The following is a 13,494-nucleotide window of genomic DNA, read 5'->3' on the forward strand; positions in this document are numbered from 1 at the left end:
CGAGGACCCCGCAGCGCCGCACCCTGGAGGCACCCGTGTCGCAGCCCGCCGGTACCGAGGAGAAGATCTTCACCTGGGGCGCGCCGCCGCTGAAGTTCGGCGCCGGGGCGGTCGACGAGATCGGCTTCGAGATGACCGCCTACGGCTCGACCCGGGTGCTCGTCGTCACCGACCGGGGGGTGCGCCGGACCGGGGTCGCGGACCGGATCGCCGAGTCCCTGCACGCGGCCGGGATCACCGCGGAGGTCTTCGACGACGTGCACGTCGAGCCGACCGACGACTCGCTGGTCAAGGCCACCGAGTACGCCCGCGCACAGGGGCCGTGGGACGGCTTCGTCGCCGTCGGCGGCGGGTCCGCGATCGACACCGCCAAGGCGATCAACCTGCTCACCTCGGGCCCCGGCGAGCTCATGGACTACGTGAACGCGCCGATCGGTGCGGCGAAGGCCCCGGACGGCCCGCTGGCCCCGCTGGTCGCCGTCCCGACGACGGCCGGCACCGGCTCGGAGTCCACCGCGATGTGCGTGCTGGACATCCTGTCGATGAAGGTCAAGACGGGGATCAGCCACTGGCGGCTGCGGCCCGCACTGGCCGTCGTCGACCCGCTGGTGTCGCTGTCGCTGCCGCCGGAGGTCACCGCGGCGTCCGGGATGGACATCGTCTGCCACGCGCTGGAGTCCTACACCGCGCGCTGGTACGCGACCTACGAGCGGAAGTCGCCCGAGCAGCGGGTCACCTACTGCGGGTCGAACCCGGTGTCGGACCTGTGGTGCGAGAAGGCGATGACGCTGCTCGCCCGGTCCTTCCGCACCGCGGTGCACCACGGCGCCGACGACATCGACGCCCGCACGGACATGATGATGGCCGCGACGTTCGCCGGGATGGGCTTCGGCAACTCCGGCGTGCACATCCCGCACGCCAACGCCTACCCGATCGCCGGGATGGTCCGGGACTTCACACCGTCCGGCTACCCGCAGGACGAGCCGCTGGTCCCGCACGGCATGGCCGTGTCGCTGACCGCACCGGAAGCGTTCCGGTTCACCTTCGACTCCGCCCCGCAGCGGCACCTGCGGGCGGCGGAGCTGATGGACCCGGGCGCCGAGGCGCAGCGCGACGAGCGCGAGCAGCTCCCGTCGGTGCTCGTCGGCCTGATGCGCGACATCGGGATCCCGAACGGCATCGGCGGGGTCGGCTACTCCGAGTCCGACGTCGCGGACCTGGTCCCCGGCACGATGAAGCAGCAGCGGCTGCTCGCGACCTGCCCGCACACCCCGACCGAGGACGACATCGCCGGGATCCTCACCCGGTCCGTGCAGAACTGGTGACCCGCCGCAGCCGATCTCGGGCACTGTGGAGGTGACCGGCACGGCGAGCGGGGAGGCACGATGGGCGAGCACCGGCGGGCACTGGTCCTGGGCGGGGGCGGGCAGACCGGCATCGCCTGGATGTACGGGCTGCTCGCGGGGCTCGCGGCGGACGGGATCGACCTGACCGGGGCCGACCTCGTCGTCGGTACCTCGGCGGGGTCCGCGGTGGGGGCGAACGTGGCCGCCGGCCGGGACGTCCAGGCGTTGCTGGCCGCCCAGCTCACCCCGCCCGAGGGGGAGATCGCCGCGCACCTCGGGCTGCGGCTCGCGGCCCGCTACGGGATCGCCGCGCTGGCCGGCCCCCGGGACGCGCGCCGGGTCCGCGCCCGGATCGGGCGGATGGCGCTGGCCACCGGCACGGTGCCCGAGTCCGACCGGCTCGCCACGATCGGCGCCCGGCTCGGCGGCGCGGACTGGCCCACCGATCGGGAGCTGCGGATCACCGCGGTCGACGCGCACACCGGCGACTTCCGGGTGTTCACCCGCGACGACGGGGTGCCGCTCGCCACGGCGGTCGCCGCCAGCTGCGCCGTCCCCGGGGTGTGGCCGCCGGTGTCGGCCGCCGGCACCCGCTGGATCGACGGTGGGGTGCGGTCCATGGCGAACGCCGATCTCGCCGCCGGGTACGGGCGGGTCGTCGTCCTCGCGCCGATGAGCGGTGGTCTCGGCTCGGCCGTCCCGCCCCGGGTGCAGGCCGAGGCGCTCGGCGCGCTGGGGAGGGTGGCGTTCGTCGAGCCGGACCGGCGGTCGCGCCGGGCCTTCGGGCGCAACGTGCTCGATCCCGCCCGCCGTCCCGGCGCGGCCCGGGCCGGCCGGGCCCAGTCGGCGGCCGTCGCGGCGGAGGTCGCCAGGGTCTGGCGCTGAGCCGTCCCGGCGCTATTCCCGGTCGAGGCCCATCCCACGCCGAGGCATGCGGCGGTGCGGACCGGGGTAGACCCCGGTCATGTCTGTCCCCACCATCAAGCTGAACGACGGCCGCGAGATCCCCCAGCTCGGGTTCGGCGTCTTCCAGATCGAGCCGGGCCACACCGCGGACAAGGTGCAGGCGGCCTTCGACGTGGGCTACCGGCACATCGACACCGCGCAGATGTACGGCAACGAGGAGGCCGTCGGGAAGGCCATCGCCGACTCCGGCATCCCGCGCGACGAGCTGTGGGTCACGACCAAGCTGGACAACCCCGGCCACAGCCGGGCCGACGCCGTGTCCTGGCTCGACGGCAGCCTGTCCCGGCTCGGCCTCGACCACGTCGACCTCTACCTGATCCACTGGCCGCGGCCGGCCGAGGACCGCTACGTCGAGACCTGGCAGGGCCTCGAGGACGCGAAGCAGGCGGGCAAGGTCCGCTCGATCGGCGTCTCGAACTTCCAGGTCGCGCACCTGGACCGGCTCGCCAGGGAGACCTCGACGGTGCCCGCGGTCAACCAGATCGAGTTCCACCCGAACCTGGTCCAGCGTGAGCTGCGCGAGTACCACCAGCAGCACGGCATCGCGACCGAGGCGTGGAGCCCGATCGGCCAGGGCAAGGGCCTGCTCGACGCCCCGGAGCTGACCGAGCTGGCCGAGAAGTACGACCGGTCCGCCGCGCAGGTCGTGCTCCGCTGGCACGTCCAGCTCGGGAACATCGTGTTCCCGAAGTCGAACAACCCGGAGCGGATCAAGGAGAACTTCGAGATCTTCGACTTCTCCCTGAGCGAGGACGACATCGCCTCGATCGAGAAGCTGCACACCGGCAAGCGGATCGGCCCGGATCCCGACGACTTCGGCTGAGCGCGCGCCGTCGGGGTGCCCGGCATCCCCTCGGGGTGCCGGGCATCGCCCGTTCGGGGGGTGGTGACGCGGGTCACTCACCGCTTTCCCGGAGGGCACGGCGTCACGGAGCCCCCGATCGTGATCGTTCTCCGGTCCCGCGGTGGACGTGATCGCCGGCGTCCGTACGGTGGGGACGATGTTGGCGATCACCGAGAACGCCGCCGAGGCGATCAAGACCCTGAGCACCGACGCCGAGCTGCCCGACGACGGGGGCCTGCGCATCACCGCGCCGGACCCGGCGCAGGGCCTCGAGCTCGCGCTCGCCCAGACGGCCGACGACTCCGACACCGTCCTGCGCGGGGAGGGCATCACCGTCTTCCTGGAGCCGACCGCGGCGCAGATCCTGGACGACAAGGTCCTCGACGTGCAGCCGGTCACCACCGAGGGCGGCGAGGAGGAACTGCGCTTCGCGATCGTCGCGCAGACCGAGGAGCCGGACGAGTCCTGACCCCGCACCACCCCGCTCGACCCACTCATGGAGCTTCGGCCCGGTATCGCCGGGCTGAAGCTCCATGAGTGCGTTCGGGGGCGGGGCGGGGCGGGGCGGGCGGGCTCAGTGTTCGGTGAGGGTGCCGGAGGCGAGGGTCCAGCGGCGGGTGGAGCGGACCGTGTCCAGCATCCGGCGGTCGTGGGTGACCAGCAGGACCGTCCCGGCGAACGCGTCCAGGGCCTGCTCCAGCTGCTCGATCGCGGGCAGGTCGAGGTGGTTGGTCGGCTCGTCGAGCACCAGCAGGTTGACCCCGCGGGCCTGCAGCAGGGCCAGGCCGGCCCGGGTCCGCTCGCCCGGTGACAGCGACGCCGCGGTGCGCAGCACCTGGTCGGCGCCGAGCGCGTACTTCGCCAGCAGCGTGCGGACCTCGGCCTCCGGCTGGTCCGGGACCTGCTCGGAGAACGCCCGCAGCAGCGTCTGCTCCCCGAGGAAGGCGTTGCGGGCCTGGTCGATCTCCCCGACCACGACGCCCGAGCCGGGCCCGGCCGCACCGGCGTCCGGAGGGATCCGGCCGAGCAGCAGCCCCAGCAGGGTCGACTTCCCGGCGCCGTTCGCACCCGTCACCACGACCCGGTCCGCCCAGCCCAGCTGCACCGTCACCGGGCCGAGGACGAAGTCACCGCGGCGCACCACGGCCGCGTCCGCCCGGGCCACGACGGAACCCGACCGGGGTGCGGACGCGATCGTCATCCGCAGCTCCCACTCCTTGCGGGGCTCCTCCACCACGTCCAGCCGCTCGATCGCGCGCTCGGTCTGCCGGGCCTTCGCGGCCTGCTTCTCACTGGACTCGGCGCGCTGGGCCCGGACGTTCTTGTCCGGGTCCTTCGTCTTCCGGCGGGCGTTGCGGACGCCCTGGGCCATCCAGTTCCGCTGCATCACGGCGCGCTGGTGCAGCGACGACAGCTTGTCGGCGTACTCCTCGTAGTCCTCGCGGGCGTGCCGGCGCGCCACCTCGCGCTCGGTCAGGTAGGCCTCGTAGCCGCCGTCGTGCACCCGGACCTGCTGCTGGGCGAAATCCAGCTCGACGATCCGGTTCACCGTGCGGGCGAGGAACTCCCGGTCGTGGCTGACCAGCACGGTCGGCGTGCCCTGGCGGGCCAGCCCGGTGACGAGGCGTTCGAGGCGCTCCAGCCCGGCCAGGTCGAGATCGTTGGTCGGCTCGTCGAGCAGCAGCACGTCGTAGCGGGACAGCAGCAGCGCGGCGAGGTTCGCCCGGGCGGCCTGGCCGCCGGACAGCCCGGTCATCAGCGCGTCCGGCCCGACCGTCAGCCCGACCTCGCGCAGCGCCTCGCCGGTCCGCTCCTCGAGATCGGCCCCGCCGAGCGCCAGCCAGCGGTCGAGCGCGGTGGCGTAGCGGTCGTCGGCCCCGCCCGCCCCGGACGCCAGGTCCTCGGCCGCGGTGTCCATCGTGGACTGGGCCTCGGTGACGCCGGTCCGCCGGGCGAGGAAGCCCGCCACGGTCTCACCGGGCCGGCGGTCCGGCTCCTGGGGCAGGTGCCCCACCGTCGCGGTGGGCGGGGCGAGGGTCAGCGACCCGGCGTCGGGGACCCGGGACCCGGCGAGGACCGAGAGCAGGGTGGACTTCCCGGCGCCGTTGGCGCCGACCAGCCCGACCACGTCCCCGGCGGCGACGACCAGGTCGAGCCCGGAGAACAGGGGGCGGTCGCCGTGGCCCGCGGCCAGGCCCGTCACGTGCAGGGTTGCGCTCATCTCGGTCGCAGACGCTACCCGGTGGCCCGCTCCCGCTCGCGGGCGTGGATGCGGCGCACGACGTCGGTGATGTCGGGCTCGGAGATCGAGAGGTCCCGCACGTCGGCCCGGGCCCCGATCTCGGCCAGCACCCGGGCCGCGGTGGTCCGGTCGGGGTCGAACGCGAGCCGCTGGCGCAGGCCGTCCGCCTCGCTGTCGACGTGCCGGGTGTCGGTGACGCCGGTGAGGTCGGCCGCCGGCCGTTCCAGGTCGACGGTGAGCACCCGCTCCGCCCGGACCGTGCGGGACAGCCCGGACAGCGCGCCGTCGTAGAGCGTCCGGCCGCGGTCGAGCACCAGCACCCGGTCGCAGAGCCGTTCGACGTCGTCCATGTCGTGCGTGGTCAGCAGCAGCGTGGTGCCGTGCCGGGCGCGCTCGCCGATCAGGAACTCGTGCAGCCGCTGCTTGGACAGCACGTCGAGCCCGATCGTCGGCTCGTCGAGGATCACCAGGCGGGGCCGGTGCATCAGGGCGGCGGCCAGCTCGGCGCGCATCCGCTGGCCGAGCGAGAGCTGCCGGACCGGCGCGGCGAGGAACTCCCCGAGGTCGAGGGTCTCGACCAGCTCCGCGGTGCGGCTCCGCTCGTCGGCGGGACCGAGCCGGTGCACGGCGGCCAGGATGGACAGCGAGTCGCGCACCGGCAGGTCCCACCACAGCTGCGACCGCTGCCCGAACACCACGCCGACCTCCCTGGCGACCGCGCGGCGCCCGGCGACCGGCTCGCGGCCGCAGGTCCGGACGGTCCCCGCGGTCGGCACCAGGATCCCGACCAGCATCTTGATCGTCGTGGACTTCCCGGCGCCGTTCGCGCCGATGTACCCGACGGCCTCGCCGGCGTCGATCCGCAGGTCCAGGTCCACGACGGCCGGGACGTCGACCCGGGTCCGCAGCAGCCGCCGCCCCTCCCGGACCCGGCGGACGAACGTCCGGGTCAGACCGTCGGTCTCGATGATCGGTCGGTTCATCCACCCGCTCCCTGGTAGTGCCGGACGCCGAGCCGCCAGGTGCCCAGCGCGAACATCCACATCCACAGCGCGGCCACCGGGGCGCACCAGCCGAGCCAGGTCGGCAGCCAGTCCGGGCCCGGCAGGCCGAGCAGCAGCAACGCCGGCAGGTAGCCGGTGAACGCCACCGGGAACAGGAACCCGAACACCACCCGGGCCGGTCCGGGCCAGACGCTCGCCGGCTGGCTCCCGGCGTAGCGGCCGCCGTAGGTGAACGCGTTCGTGGTCTCCGCGGCGTGCACGAGGAAGAACTGCGCCCCGCCCGCCCACACGAACATCGCGGTGTAGATCGCGATCCCGCTGGGCACGGCGACGAGCAGCACGGCGACCGCGCGGGCGTCCAGCTCGACGTCGTTCACCACCAGCGCCGCGACCACGGCCCCGGCGCCGAACAGGATCCGGGTGAGCCTGCGCAGGGCGATGTCGCTGGTCGCCAGCTGGGCGAGCAACGGCTGCGGCCGCAGGTGGAAGACGTCGAGGGTGCCCTCGCGCAGGTAGGTCGGCAGGTTGTCCAGGTGCCCGACGAGCAGGTCGGCCGTCGCGAACGTCAGCTCGGCCAGCCCGAACACCAGCAGGACGGCCGGGAACGTCAGCCTGCCCAGCGCCGGGACGTTGTGGAACAGCACCCAGATCTCGGCCAGCTCGACCAGGCTGACCAGTCCGGTCCCGGCCAGGTCGGTCGCGAACGACACCCGGTACGCGGTCTGGGCCCGGACGCGCGACGCCAGCACCGCCCGGTACGGCGCCAGCGGGCCGCGGGCCTCAGCCACCCTGGATCTCCAGCCGGGAACGGCCCTGCCGGGTCAGCACCTGCCCGGCGGCCAGCGCCCCGGCCAGCCAGCAGACCTGCACCGCGACCAGGCCGAGCGCGCCGGACCCGGTGACCCGGCCGGAGACGATCTCGATCGTCGTCATGAGCATCGACGGGAACGGCGTGGCCGCGGCCACCCCCTGCAGCCAGCCGGGGAACAACCCGACCGGCACGAACAGGCCGCTGAAGAAGCCGGCGAAGGACATGTAGAGGACCTGCAGCCCGCGCACCTCGACCAGCCAGAACGCCAGGACCTGCACCAGGTAGACCACGGCGAACGACAGCGCCATCCCGAGCACCAGCGCGACGGCGCCGAGCAGGTAGGGCCCGGCGGCGAGCGGCAGCGTCATCGGGGTGAGGGCCAGCCCGATCGCGATGCTGGGCAGCCCGCGCGGGATCAGGCTGAACAGGCGCTCGCCCAGGAAGCTCGCGAGCCGGGACAGCTGCAGGTCCAGCGGCCGGGCGAAGTCGACCGCCACGTCCCCGGTGCGGATCCGCCGGGCGAGGGTGTCGGTGCCGTTGAGGTCGACCGCGCCGAGCAGGCCCTGGCCGAGCCAGACGAAGGCCATCATCTGCGCGAGGTCGTAGCCGCCCACCGAGCCACCCGCCGCGACGACGGTGGCCCCCAGGATCCCGGCCTTGAGGAAGCCGAAGGTCGCGTTGGCGGCCAGCCTGCCCCAGGCCGCGCCCAGGTAGGCCGACCGCTGCCGGAAGCCGGCCGTCAGCAGGCGCGCGAAGACCCGCACCGGTGACGACCACCGGCGCCGTCGGTACATGATCGTCGCCACAGCCGGACGACACTACCCGGCACCCCGCGGTGCGCCGCACCTCGTTTTCGCCGGAGACTGGACCGGTGACCGAGGACTACCTGCCGCTGCCCGAGGACGCCGACCGCGTGCTGGTGGTCGTCGCCCATCCCGACGACATGGAGTCCGGCGGGTCCGGCGCGGTCGCCCGCTGGACCGCACAGGGCCGGCAGGTGACCTACCTGCTGGTGACCAGGGGCGAGGCCGGTATCGACACGGTCCCGCCCGCGGAGTGCGCCCGGATCCGGGAGGCCGAGCAGCGGGCCGCCTGCGCGGTCGTCGGGGTCGACCCGGTCGACAGCGTCGAGTTCCTCGACCACCCGGACGGGCTCGTCGAGTACTCGGTCGGGCTCCGCCGCGACATCGCGACCGCGGTGCGCCGGCACCGGCCGCAGCTCGTCGTCACCGGGAACTTCCGGGACTCCTGGGACGAGGAGGGCGCCGAGCCCAACCACGCCGACCACGTCGCGGTGGGGCGGGCCGTCGTCGACGCCGTGCGGGACGCGGCCAACCGGTGGCTGTTCCCGGACGCCGGCCCGCGCTGGGACGGGGTGCGGGGGATCGCGGCGGCGGCCTCGCCGCGGGCCCGGCACGCGGTGGACGTCTCCGACCGGCTGGACGCGGCCGTCGCCTCGCTGCGCGCGCACCGGGCGTACCTGGCCGCGCTGGACGGGCCGATGGCCGACCCCGCGTTCGTCCGGACCTGGGCGGTCGAGGCCGCCGCCCGGATGCCGGGCGCCCGCGCCGCCGTACCGTTCGAGTACCTGCGGGTCTGACCGGCGCCCGACCGGCGTCACAGCCCGTCCGGGCGGGTTCGGGGTACCGTCGAGAGCCGCCCGGTACCCCGGCCGGGCGCGTCGCGCGCCGCCGGGAGAGGCGCGTCCCGGCGCCGCCCCGGCCCCACCACCACCGCTACCTAGGGTTGATTCCGTGAACGGCTCCACCGCTCAGGCACGCGTTCTCGTGGACGAGCTCGTCCGCGCCGGTGTCACCGACGCGGTGCTCTGCCCGGGATCGCGCAACGCGCCGCCGGCGTTCGCGCTGGCCCGCGCCGAGATGCTCGGCCTGCTCCGGTTGCACGTGCGGATCGACGAGCGCACCGCGGGCTTCCTCGCGCTCGGCCTGGCGCTGGCGTCGGGGCGCCCGGTCCCGGTGGTGGTGACGTCGGGCACGGCCGTCGCGAACCTGCACCCGGCCGTCCTCGAGGCCGCGCACGCCGGTATCGGCCTGGTCGCGCTGACCGCGGACCGGCCACCGGACCTGGTCGGCACCGGCGCGAGCCAGACGATCAGCCAGCGCGAGCTGTTCGGGCCGGCCGTGCGCTGGTCCGGGTCGCTCGCGGTGCCGACCGCGGTCACCGGTACCGAGGTGCGGCGCTGGCGGTCCTCGGTGGCCAGGGCGCTGGCCGCGGCGACCGGTGCCGGTGCCGGCGCACCCGGCCCGGTGCACCTGGACCTGCCCTACGGCGAGCCGCTGGTGCCCACCGCCGGGGACACCGGACCGGGCCACGACCTGCTCGGCCCGGGCATCCCGGGCGGCCGCGACGACGGTGCACCGTGGACGGCGGTCGCCCGGCCCGTCCGCACCCTGCCCCCGCTGCCGCTGGACCCCTCCGCCCGGACGCTGGTGATCGCCGGCAGCGGCGGCCCCGCGGCCGATCCCGGTCTGCTCGGCGGGGCACCGCTGGTCGCGGAGCCGTCCTCGGCCTGGTGGCCGCACGCCCTGCGGACCGGCCCGTGGCTGCTCGACCATCCCGAGCTGCGCCCGGAGCAGGTCGTCGTGCTCGGCCGGCCGACCCTGCACCGCGCGGTGTCGGCGATGCTGGCCGATCCCGCCGTCGCGGTGTACGCCGATCCCGGTCCGGACGGCGCGGCGTGGACCGACGTCCCGGGCACCGTCCGCGCGGTCGGGGCGCTGCGGGCCCTCACCCCGCCCGACGACTGGACGTGGTCCTGGGGCGACGCCGACCGCGCCGCGGCCAAGGCGCTGGACACCGCGCTCGACGACGGCACCGCGGCCGGCGCCCCCGGGCTGCGGCTGGCCCGCGACGTCACCGCCGCGCAGCCCGACGGCGGGCAGCTGGTCCTCGGCTCGTCGAACCCGGTCCGCGACGTGGCCCTCGCCGCGACCCCGCGCCCCGGGCTCACCGTGCACGCGAACCGGGGCGTCGCCGGCATCGACGGCACGGTGTCGACCGCGGTCGGCGCCGCGCTCGCCCGCGGCGTGCCCACCACGCTGCTGCTGGGCGACCTGACCCTGGTGCACGACACCACCGGCCTGGTCATCGGGCCCGGTGAGCCGTCGCCGGACCTCACCGCCGTCGTCCTCGACGACGACGGCGGCGGCATCTTCCACCTGCTCGAACAGGGCGGCCCGGAGCACGCGCACGCCTTCGAGCGGATCTTCGGCACCCCGACCGGTGCCGATCTGGTCGGGCTGGCCAGGGCCGCGGGCTGGACGGCGGAGGACTGGTCGGGCGACCCCGCCGAGCTGGCCGCGTACCCCGGTTCCGGCCGCCGGCTGCTGCGGGTCCGGGCGCTGCGTACCGGCCTGCGCGACGCGCACTCCGCGCTGCGCGGGGCGGTCACGGCGGCACTCGGCAGGCTCTGAGCCCCGCCCGGCTCAGTCCTCCAGGGCCTCGCGGACGGCGCGCATCTTCGCCGCGGCCTCGCGGACCTCGGCGTCCGGGTCGGAGGCGGCGACGATCCCGCAGCCGGCGAACAGCCGGGCCGTCCGGCCGCCGACCTCGGCACAGCGCAGGGCGATCCCGGTCTCGCCGCCGCCGTCGGCGTCGACGTAGCCGACCGGCCCGGCGTACCGGCCGCGGTCGAGCCCCTCGATCTCGGCGATCACCGCGGTCGCGTCCGGGGTCGGTGTCCCGCCGACGGCGGCGGTCGGGTGCACCGCCCCGAGCAGTGTGAGCAGCGACGCGGGCCGGGCCGGGTCGAGCCGGGCGCGGACGTCGCTGGCCAGGTGCGACACGTTCGGCAGGGTCAGCACCGACGGGCGCCGGGGCACCTGCAGCTCGGCGACCAGCGGGCGCAGCGACGCGGCCAGCGAGTCGACGGCGTAGGCGTGCTCGCGCAGGTCCTTGGCCGACCCGGCGAGCGCCCCGGCCACGTCGGTGCCGCCGGTGCCGCCGGTGCCGCCGGTGCCGCCGGTGCCGCCGGTGCCGCTGCCGGAGGGCCACATCGTCCCGGCGAGCACCCGCGACTCCAGGGTGGTCCCGTCGAGCCGCAGCAGCAGCTCCGGGGTGGCGCCGACCAGGCCGTCGACGGCGAAGCTCCAGCACGTCGGGTACCGCCGGGCCAGTGCCTGCAGCAGCGCCCTCGGGTCCAGCGGGGCGTCGGCGTGGGCGAGCAGGTCGTGGGCGAGCACGACCTTGTCCAGCTCACCGGCCCGCATCCGGCGCACCGCCTCGGCGACGGCGGTGCGGTACCGGTGGGCGGGTGCCTCGCCGTCGGCGTAGCGGAGCCGGACGGCGGACCGGACCGGGGCCGGGACCGGCAGCGCCGGACCGTCCTGCGGCTGCCCGGCCGGGGTGATCTCGGTGATCCAGGCCCGGTCGCCGCGCCGCCCGACGACGGTGCGCGGCACCACCAGCGCCGACCCGGGCGAGCGGCGGTCGAAGGTGAACGAGGCGAAGGCCACCGCGCCGGTGCCCGGCAACCCGACGTCGTCGCGCACGTCCAGCCCGGCCACGACGGAACGCCACCAGCGGTCGGCGTCGGCGAACCGGTCCGGGCCGGTCCCGGTGAACCGGGCGGCCTCGCCCCAGCCGACCAGACCGTCCCCGCCGCGGACCCAGCACAGCTCGCCGGACCGGCCGGGGAGCACGTCGAGCAGCGGTCCGTCGAGCCGGAGCGGACGGGTACGGACGCGCAGCGCGGTCAGGGCCGGTGCGACAGTCACACCACGAGGGTAGGCAACCCGGCGCGTCGTTGCTCGGACCGCACGGCGAGGCACCGGACACACCCGGGTGCCGGGGAGTCCCTAGAATCGCCGGGCGTGACCAGTCCGACCGGCGATGTGCTGACCGAGACCCGTGCCGCGGCGGGCCGCCTGCTGGCGCGGGTCCGCTACCGGATCCCGGAGATCGTCCTGGGTGTCGGGGTCACGATCACCCTGCTCGCGGTGACCGCGCTGGGCGGCGCGTTCCTCACCGACGCCCGGATCTCGGCGAACCGGGCGACGACCGCGGCGACCGTGCTGGACGGGTCGGGCTACTGGCGCTCGGTCGTCCGGTTCGTCGACGAGCAGGGCCGGCTGCAGACCCCGGGCGCCGGCATCGCCTACCCGCCGGGGCTCAGCGACCGCTCCAACATCTACGTCGAGTACGACCTGACCGAGCCGAGCCGGGTCCGGGTCGCCGGGCGCAGCGCGGTCGACGGCATCCTCCCGGTCGCGGGCGGCCTGGCCGTCGTGTGGCTGGTCGTCGGCCCGACGTTCGTCGCGCTGCGGCGGCGCCGCGATCAGCCGTCCTGACCCCGCCACAGCGCGCACACCTCGGCCGCGACCTGCGGCGCGACGACGAGCATCCCGCCGGCGGGCAGCGCGGCCTCGTGCCCGTCCCGGCCGAGCACCAGCGCCCCGGCCTCGGTGGCCAGGCAGAGCGCGCCCGCGACGTCCCACTCGTGGTAGCGGGTCAGCACCGCGGCGACGGCGTGGCCCAGCGCCACCTGGGTGATCGCCAGCGCCGCCGACCCGAGCACCCGGACCCCGGCGTGCCCGGCGCGGGCGCGCTCGACGAAGCCCGGCTCCGGGTCCTCGGCGCACACGAGCGAGCCGGCGAGCCGGGCCGGCCGAGCCGGGGGCACCGGGGTGCCGTTGGCCCGGAAACCCCGCCCGCGGGCGGCCGCGTAGATCTGCCCGCGCCCCGGGTCGGCGACGACGCCGACGGCCGGCCCGTCGACGGCGACCAGCGCCAGGCTGTACGCGCACCAGGGCAGCCCGGCGACGTAGTTCGCGGTGCCGTCCACCGGATCGACCACCCAGCGCATCGGCGCGTCCGCGGCCCCGTGATCGGCTCCATACTCCTCGCCCACCACCGGGCAGTCCGGGAACTCGGCGGCCAGCACCCGGCGGGTGTGCCGCTCCAGCGTCCGGTCGGTGTCGGTGACCCAGTCGAACGGGTTCGTCTTGGCCGTCGCGTCGATCGCGGCGCCGTGCTCGCGGCCCAGCGTCGCCGTGATCACCTCGGCGGCGTCGTTGGCCAGCCGGCCTGCCGTCTCCAGTGCGCGCGAGAGCAGGGCGGGGTCCACCGGGCGCACCTGCCGGGGGACGTACGGGACGGCCGTCATACGGACCGAGTGTCGGGGTCGGTGGTGACCCGGTCGCGTCCGTGAGGTGACGGGCCCGTTCCCGGTTCGACAACTCGCCGCGGCGCCGCCCGCGGGCCCACCCGATGTTCGCCGAGGGTTGGGTGGGCGATCACGCCGTGGACCCGGACCGGCGTCC

Annotated in this window: 13 protein-coding genes; 7 read left to right on the plus strand and 6 right to left on the minus strand. The window is 75.6% G+C overall.

The annotated features are described in order from the left end of the window. Window positions 1-35: 35 nt before the first annotated feature. The 4 genes from AFB00_RS14460 to AFB00_RS14475 all read left to right on the plus strand — a co-directional run bounded on the left by AFB00_RS14460 (window position 36) and on the right by AFB00_RS14475 (window position 3,625). Window positions 36-1,325, plus strand: a complete 1,290-nt coding sequence (locus tag AFB00_RS14460) for a hydroxyacid-oxoacid transhydrogenase (protein WP_156819538.1) — start codon at window positions 36-38, stop codon at window positions 1,323-1,325. Between the two features lie 60 nt (window positions 1,326-1,385). Continuing rightward, complete coding sequence (locus tag AFB00_RS14465; RefSeq protein ID WP_068797671.1) at window positions 1,386-2,231, plus strand: patatin-like phospholipase family protein; 846 nt, start codon at window positions 1,386-1,388, stop codon at window positions 2,229-2,231. Window positions 2,232-2,310: 79 nt separating this feature from the next. Then, a complete protein-coding gene (locus tag AFB00_RS14470; protein WP_068797672.1) occupies window positions 2,311-3,135 on the plus strand; it encodes an aldo/keto reductase in 825 nt (274 codons plus the stop codon). Window positions 3,136-3,313: 178 nt separating this feature from the next. Further along, window positions 3,314-3,625, plus strand: a complete 312-nt coding sequence (locus AFB00_RS14475; protein ID WP_068800316.1) for an adhesin — start codon at window positions 3,314-3,316, stop codon at window positions 3,623-3,625. Window positions 3,626-3,730: 105 nt separating this feature from the next. Here the strand turns inward: AFB00_RS14475 and AFB00_RS14480 are convergent, their stop codons facing one another. Genes AFB00_RS14480 through AFB00_RS14495 form a run of 4 tightly spaced genes read right to left on the minus strand, consistent with a single transcriptional unit; the run spans window position 3,731 to window position 7,977 of the window. Beyond that, window positions 3,731-5,377, minus strand: a complete 1,647-nt coding sequence (locus AFB00_RS14480) for an ABC-F family ATP-binding cassette domain-containing protein (protein ID WP_068797673.1) — start codon at window positions 5,375-5,377, stop codon at window positions 3,731-3,733. A 14-nt stretch (window positions 5,378-5,391) separates the two neighbouring features. After that, complete coding sequence (locus tag AFB00_RS14485; RefSeq protein ID WP_068797674.1) at window positions 5,392-6,381, minus strand: ABC transporter ATP-binding protein; 990 nt, start codon at window positions 6,379-6,381, stop codon at window positions 5,392-5,394. Next, entirely contained in the window at window positions 6,378-7,190 is an 813-nt protein-coding gene (locus tag AFB00_RS14490) for an ABC transporter permease (protein ID WP_068797675.1), read from the minus strand. The genes AFB00_RS14485 and AFB00_RS14490 overlap by 4 nt, the downstream gene beginning before the upstream one ends. Then, window positions 7,183-7,977 carry an ABC transporter permease gene (locus AFB00_RS14495; RefSeq protein WP_197519856.1) on the minus strand — a complete coding sequence of 265 codons (795 nt, stop codon included), beginning with the start codon at window positions 7,975-7,977 and terminating at the stop codon, window positions 7,183-7,185. Before AFB00_RS14495 ends, AFB00_RS14490 begins: the two co-directional genes overlap by 8 nt. A gap of 107 nt (window positions 7,978-8,084) precedes the next feature. Here AFB00_RS14495 and AFB00_RS14500 point away from each other — a divergent pair, with 107 nt between their 5' ends. Then, window positions 8,085-8,813 carry a PIG-L deacetylase family protein gene (locus AFB00_RS14500; RefSeq protein ID WP_068797677.1) on the plus strand — a complete coding sequence of 243 codons (729 nt, stop codon included), beginning with the start codon at window positions 8,085-8,087 and terminating at the stop codon, window positions 8,811-8,813. A gap of 154 nt (window positions 8,814-8,967) precedes the next feature. Next, window positions 8,968-10,647, plus strand: a complete 1,680-nt coding sequence (gene menD, locus AFB00_RS14505; RefSeq protein ID WP_068797678.1) for a 2-succinyl-5-enolpyruvyl-6-hydroxy-3-cyclohexene-1-carboxylic-acid synthase — start codon at window positions 8,968-8,970, stop codon at window positions 10,645-10,647. A 12-nt stretch (window positions 10,648-10,659) separates the two neighbouring features. On the opposite strand, the gene AFB00_RS14510 is transcribed toward menD, so the two are convergent. After that, the gene (locus AFB00_RS14510) at window positions 10,660-11,949 is read right to left on the minus strand and encodes an isochorismate synthase (RefSeq protein ID WP_068797679.1); all 1,290 of its coding nucleotides are present in this window, start codon (window positions 11,947-11,949) and stop codon (window positions 10,660-10,662) included. Between the two features lie 96 nt (window positions 11,950-12,045). Between AFB00_RS14510 and AFB00_RS14515 the strand changes: the two genes are divergently transcribed. After that, window positions 12,046-12,522, plus strand: a complete 477-nt coding sequence (locus AFB00_RS14515; RefSeq protein WP_156819539.1) for a DUF3592 domain-containing protein — start codon at window positions 12,046-12,048, stop codon at window positions 12,520-12,522. Here AFB00_RS14515 and AFB00_RS14520 read toward each other — a convergent pair. Next, window positions 12,510-13,337: an inositol monophosphatase family protein gene (locus tag AFB00_RS14520; RefSeq protein ID WP_068797680.1), complete on the minus strand. Its 828-nt coding sequence runs from the start codon at window positions 13,335-13,337 to the stop codon at window positions 12,510-12,512. The two genes, AFB00_RS14515 and AFB00_RS14520, sit on opposite strands and share 13 nt — an antisense overlap. Between the last annotated feature and the right edge of the window lie 157 nt (window positions 13,338-13,494).

The organism is Pseudonocardia sp. HH130630-07 (genome assembly GCF_001698125.1).
GTDB lineage: Bacteria > Actinomycetota > Actinomycetes > Mycobacteriales > Pseudonocardiaceae > Pseudonocardia.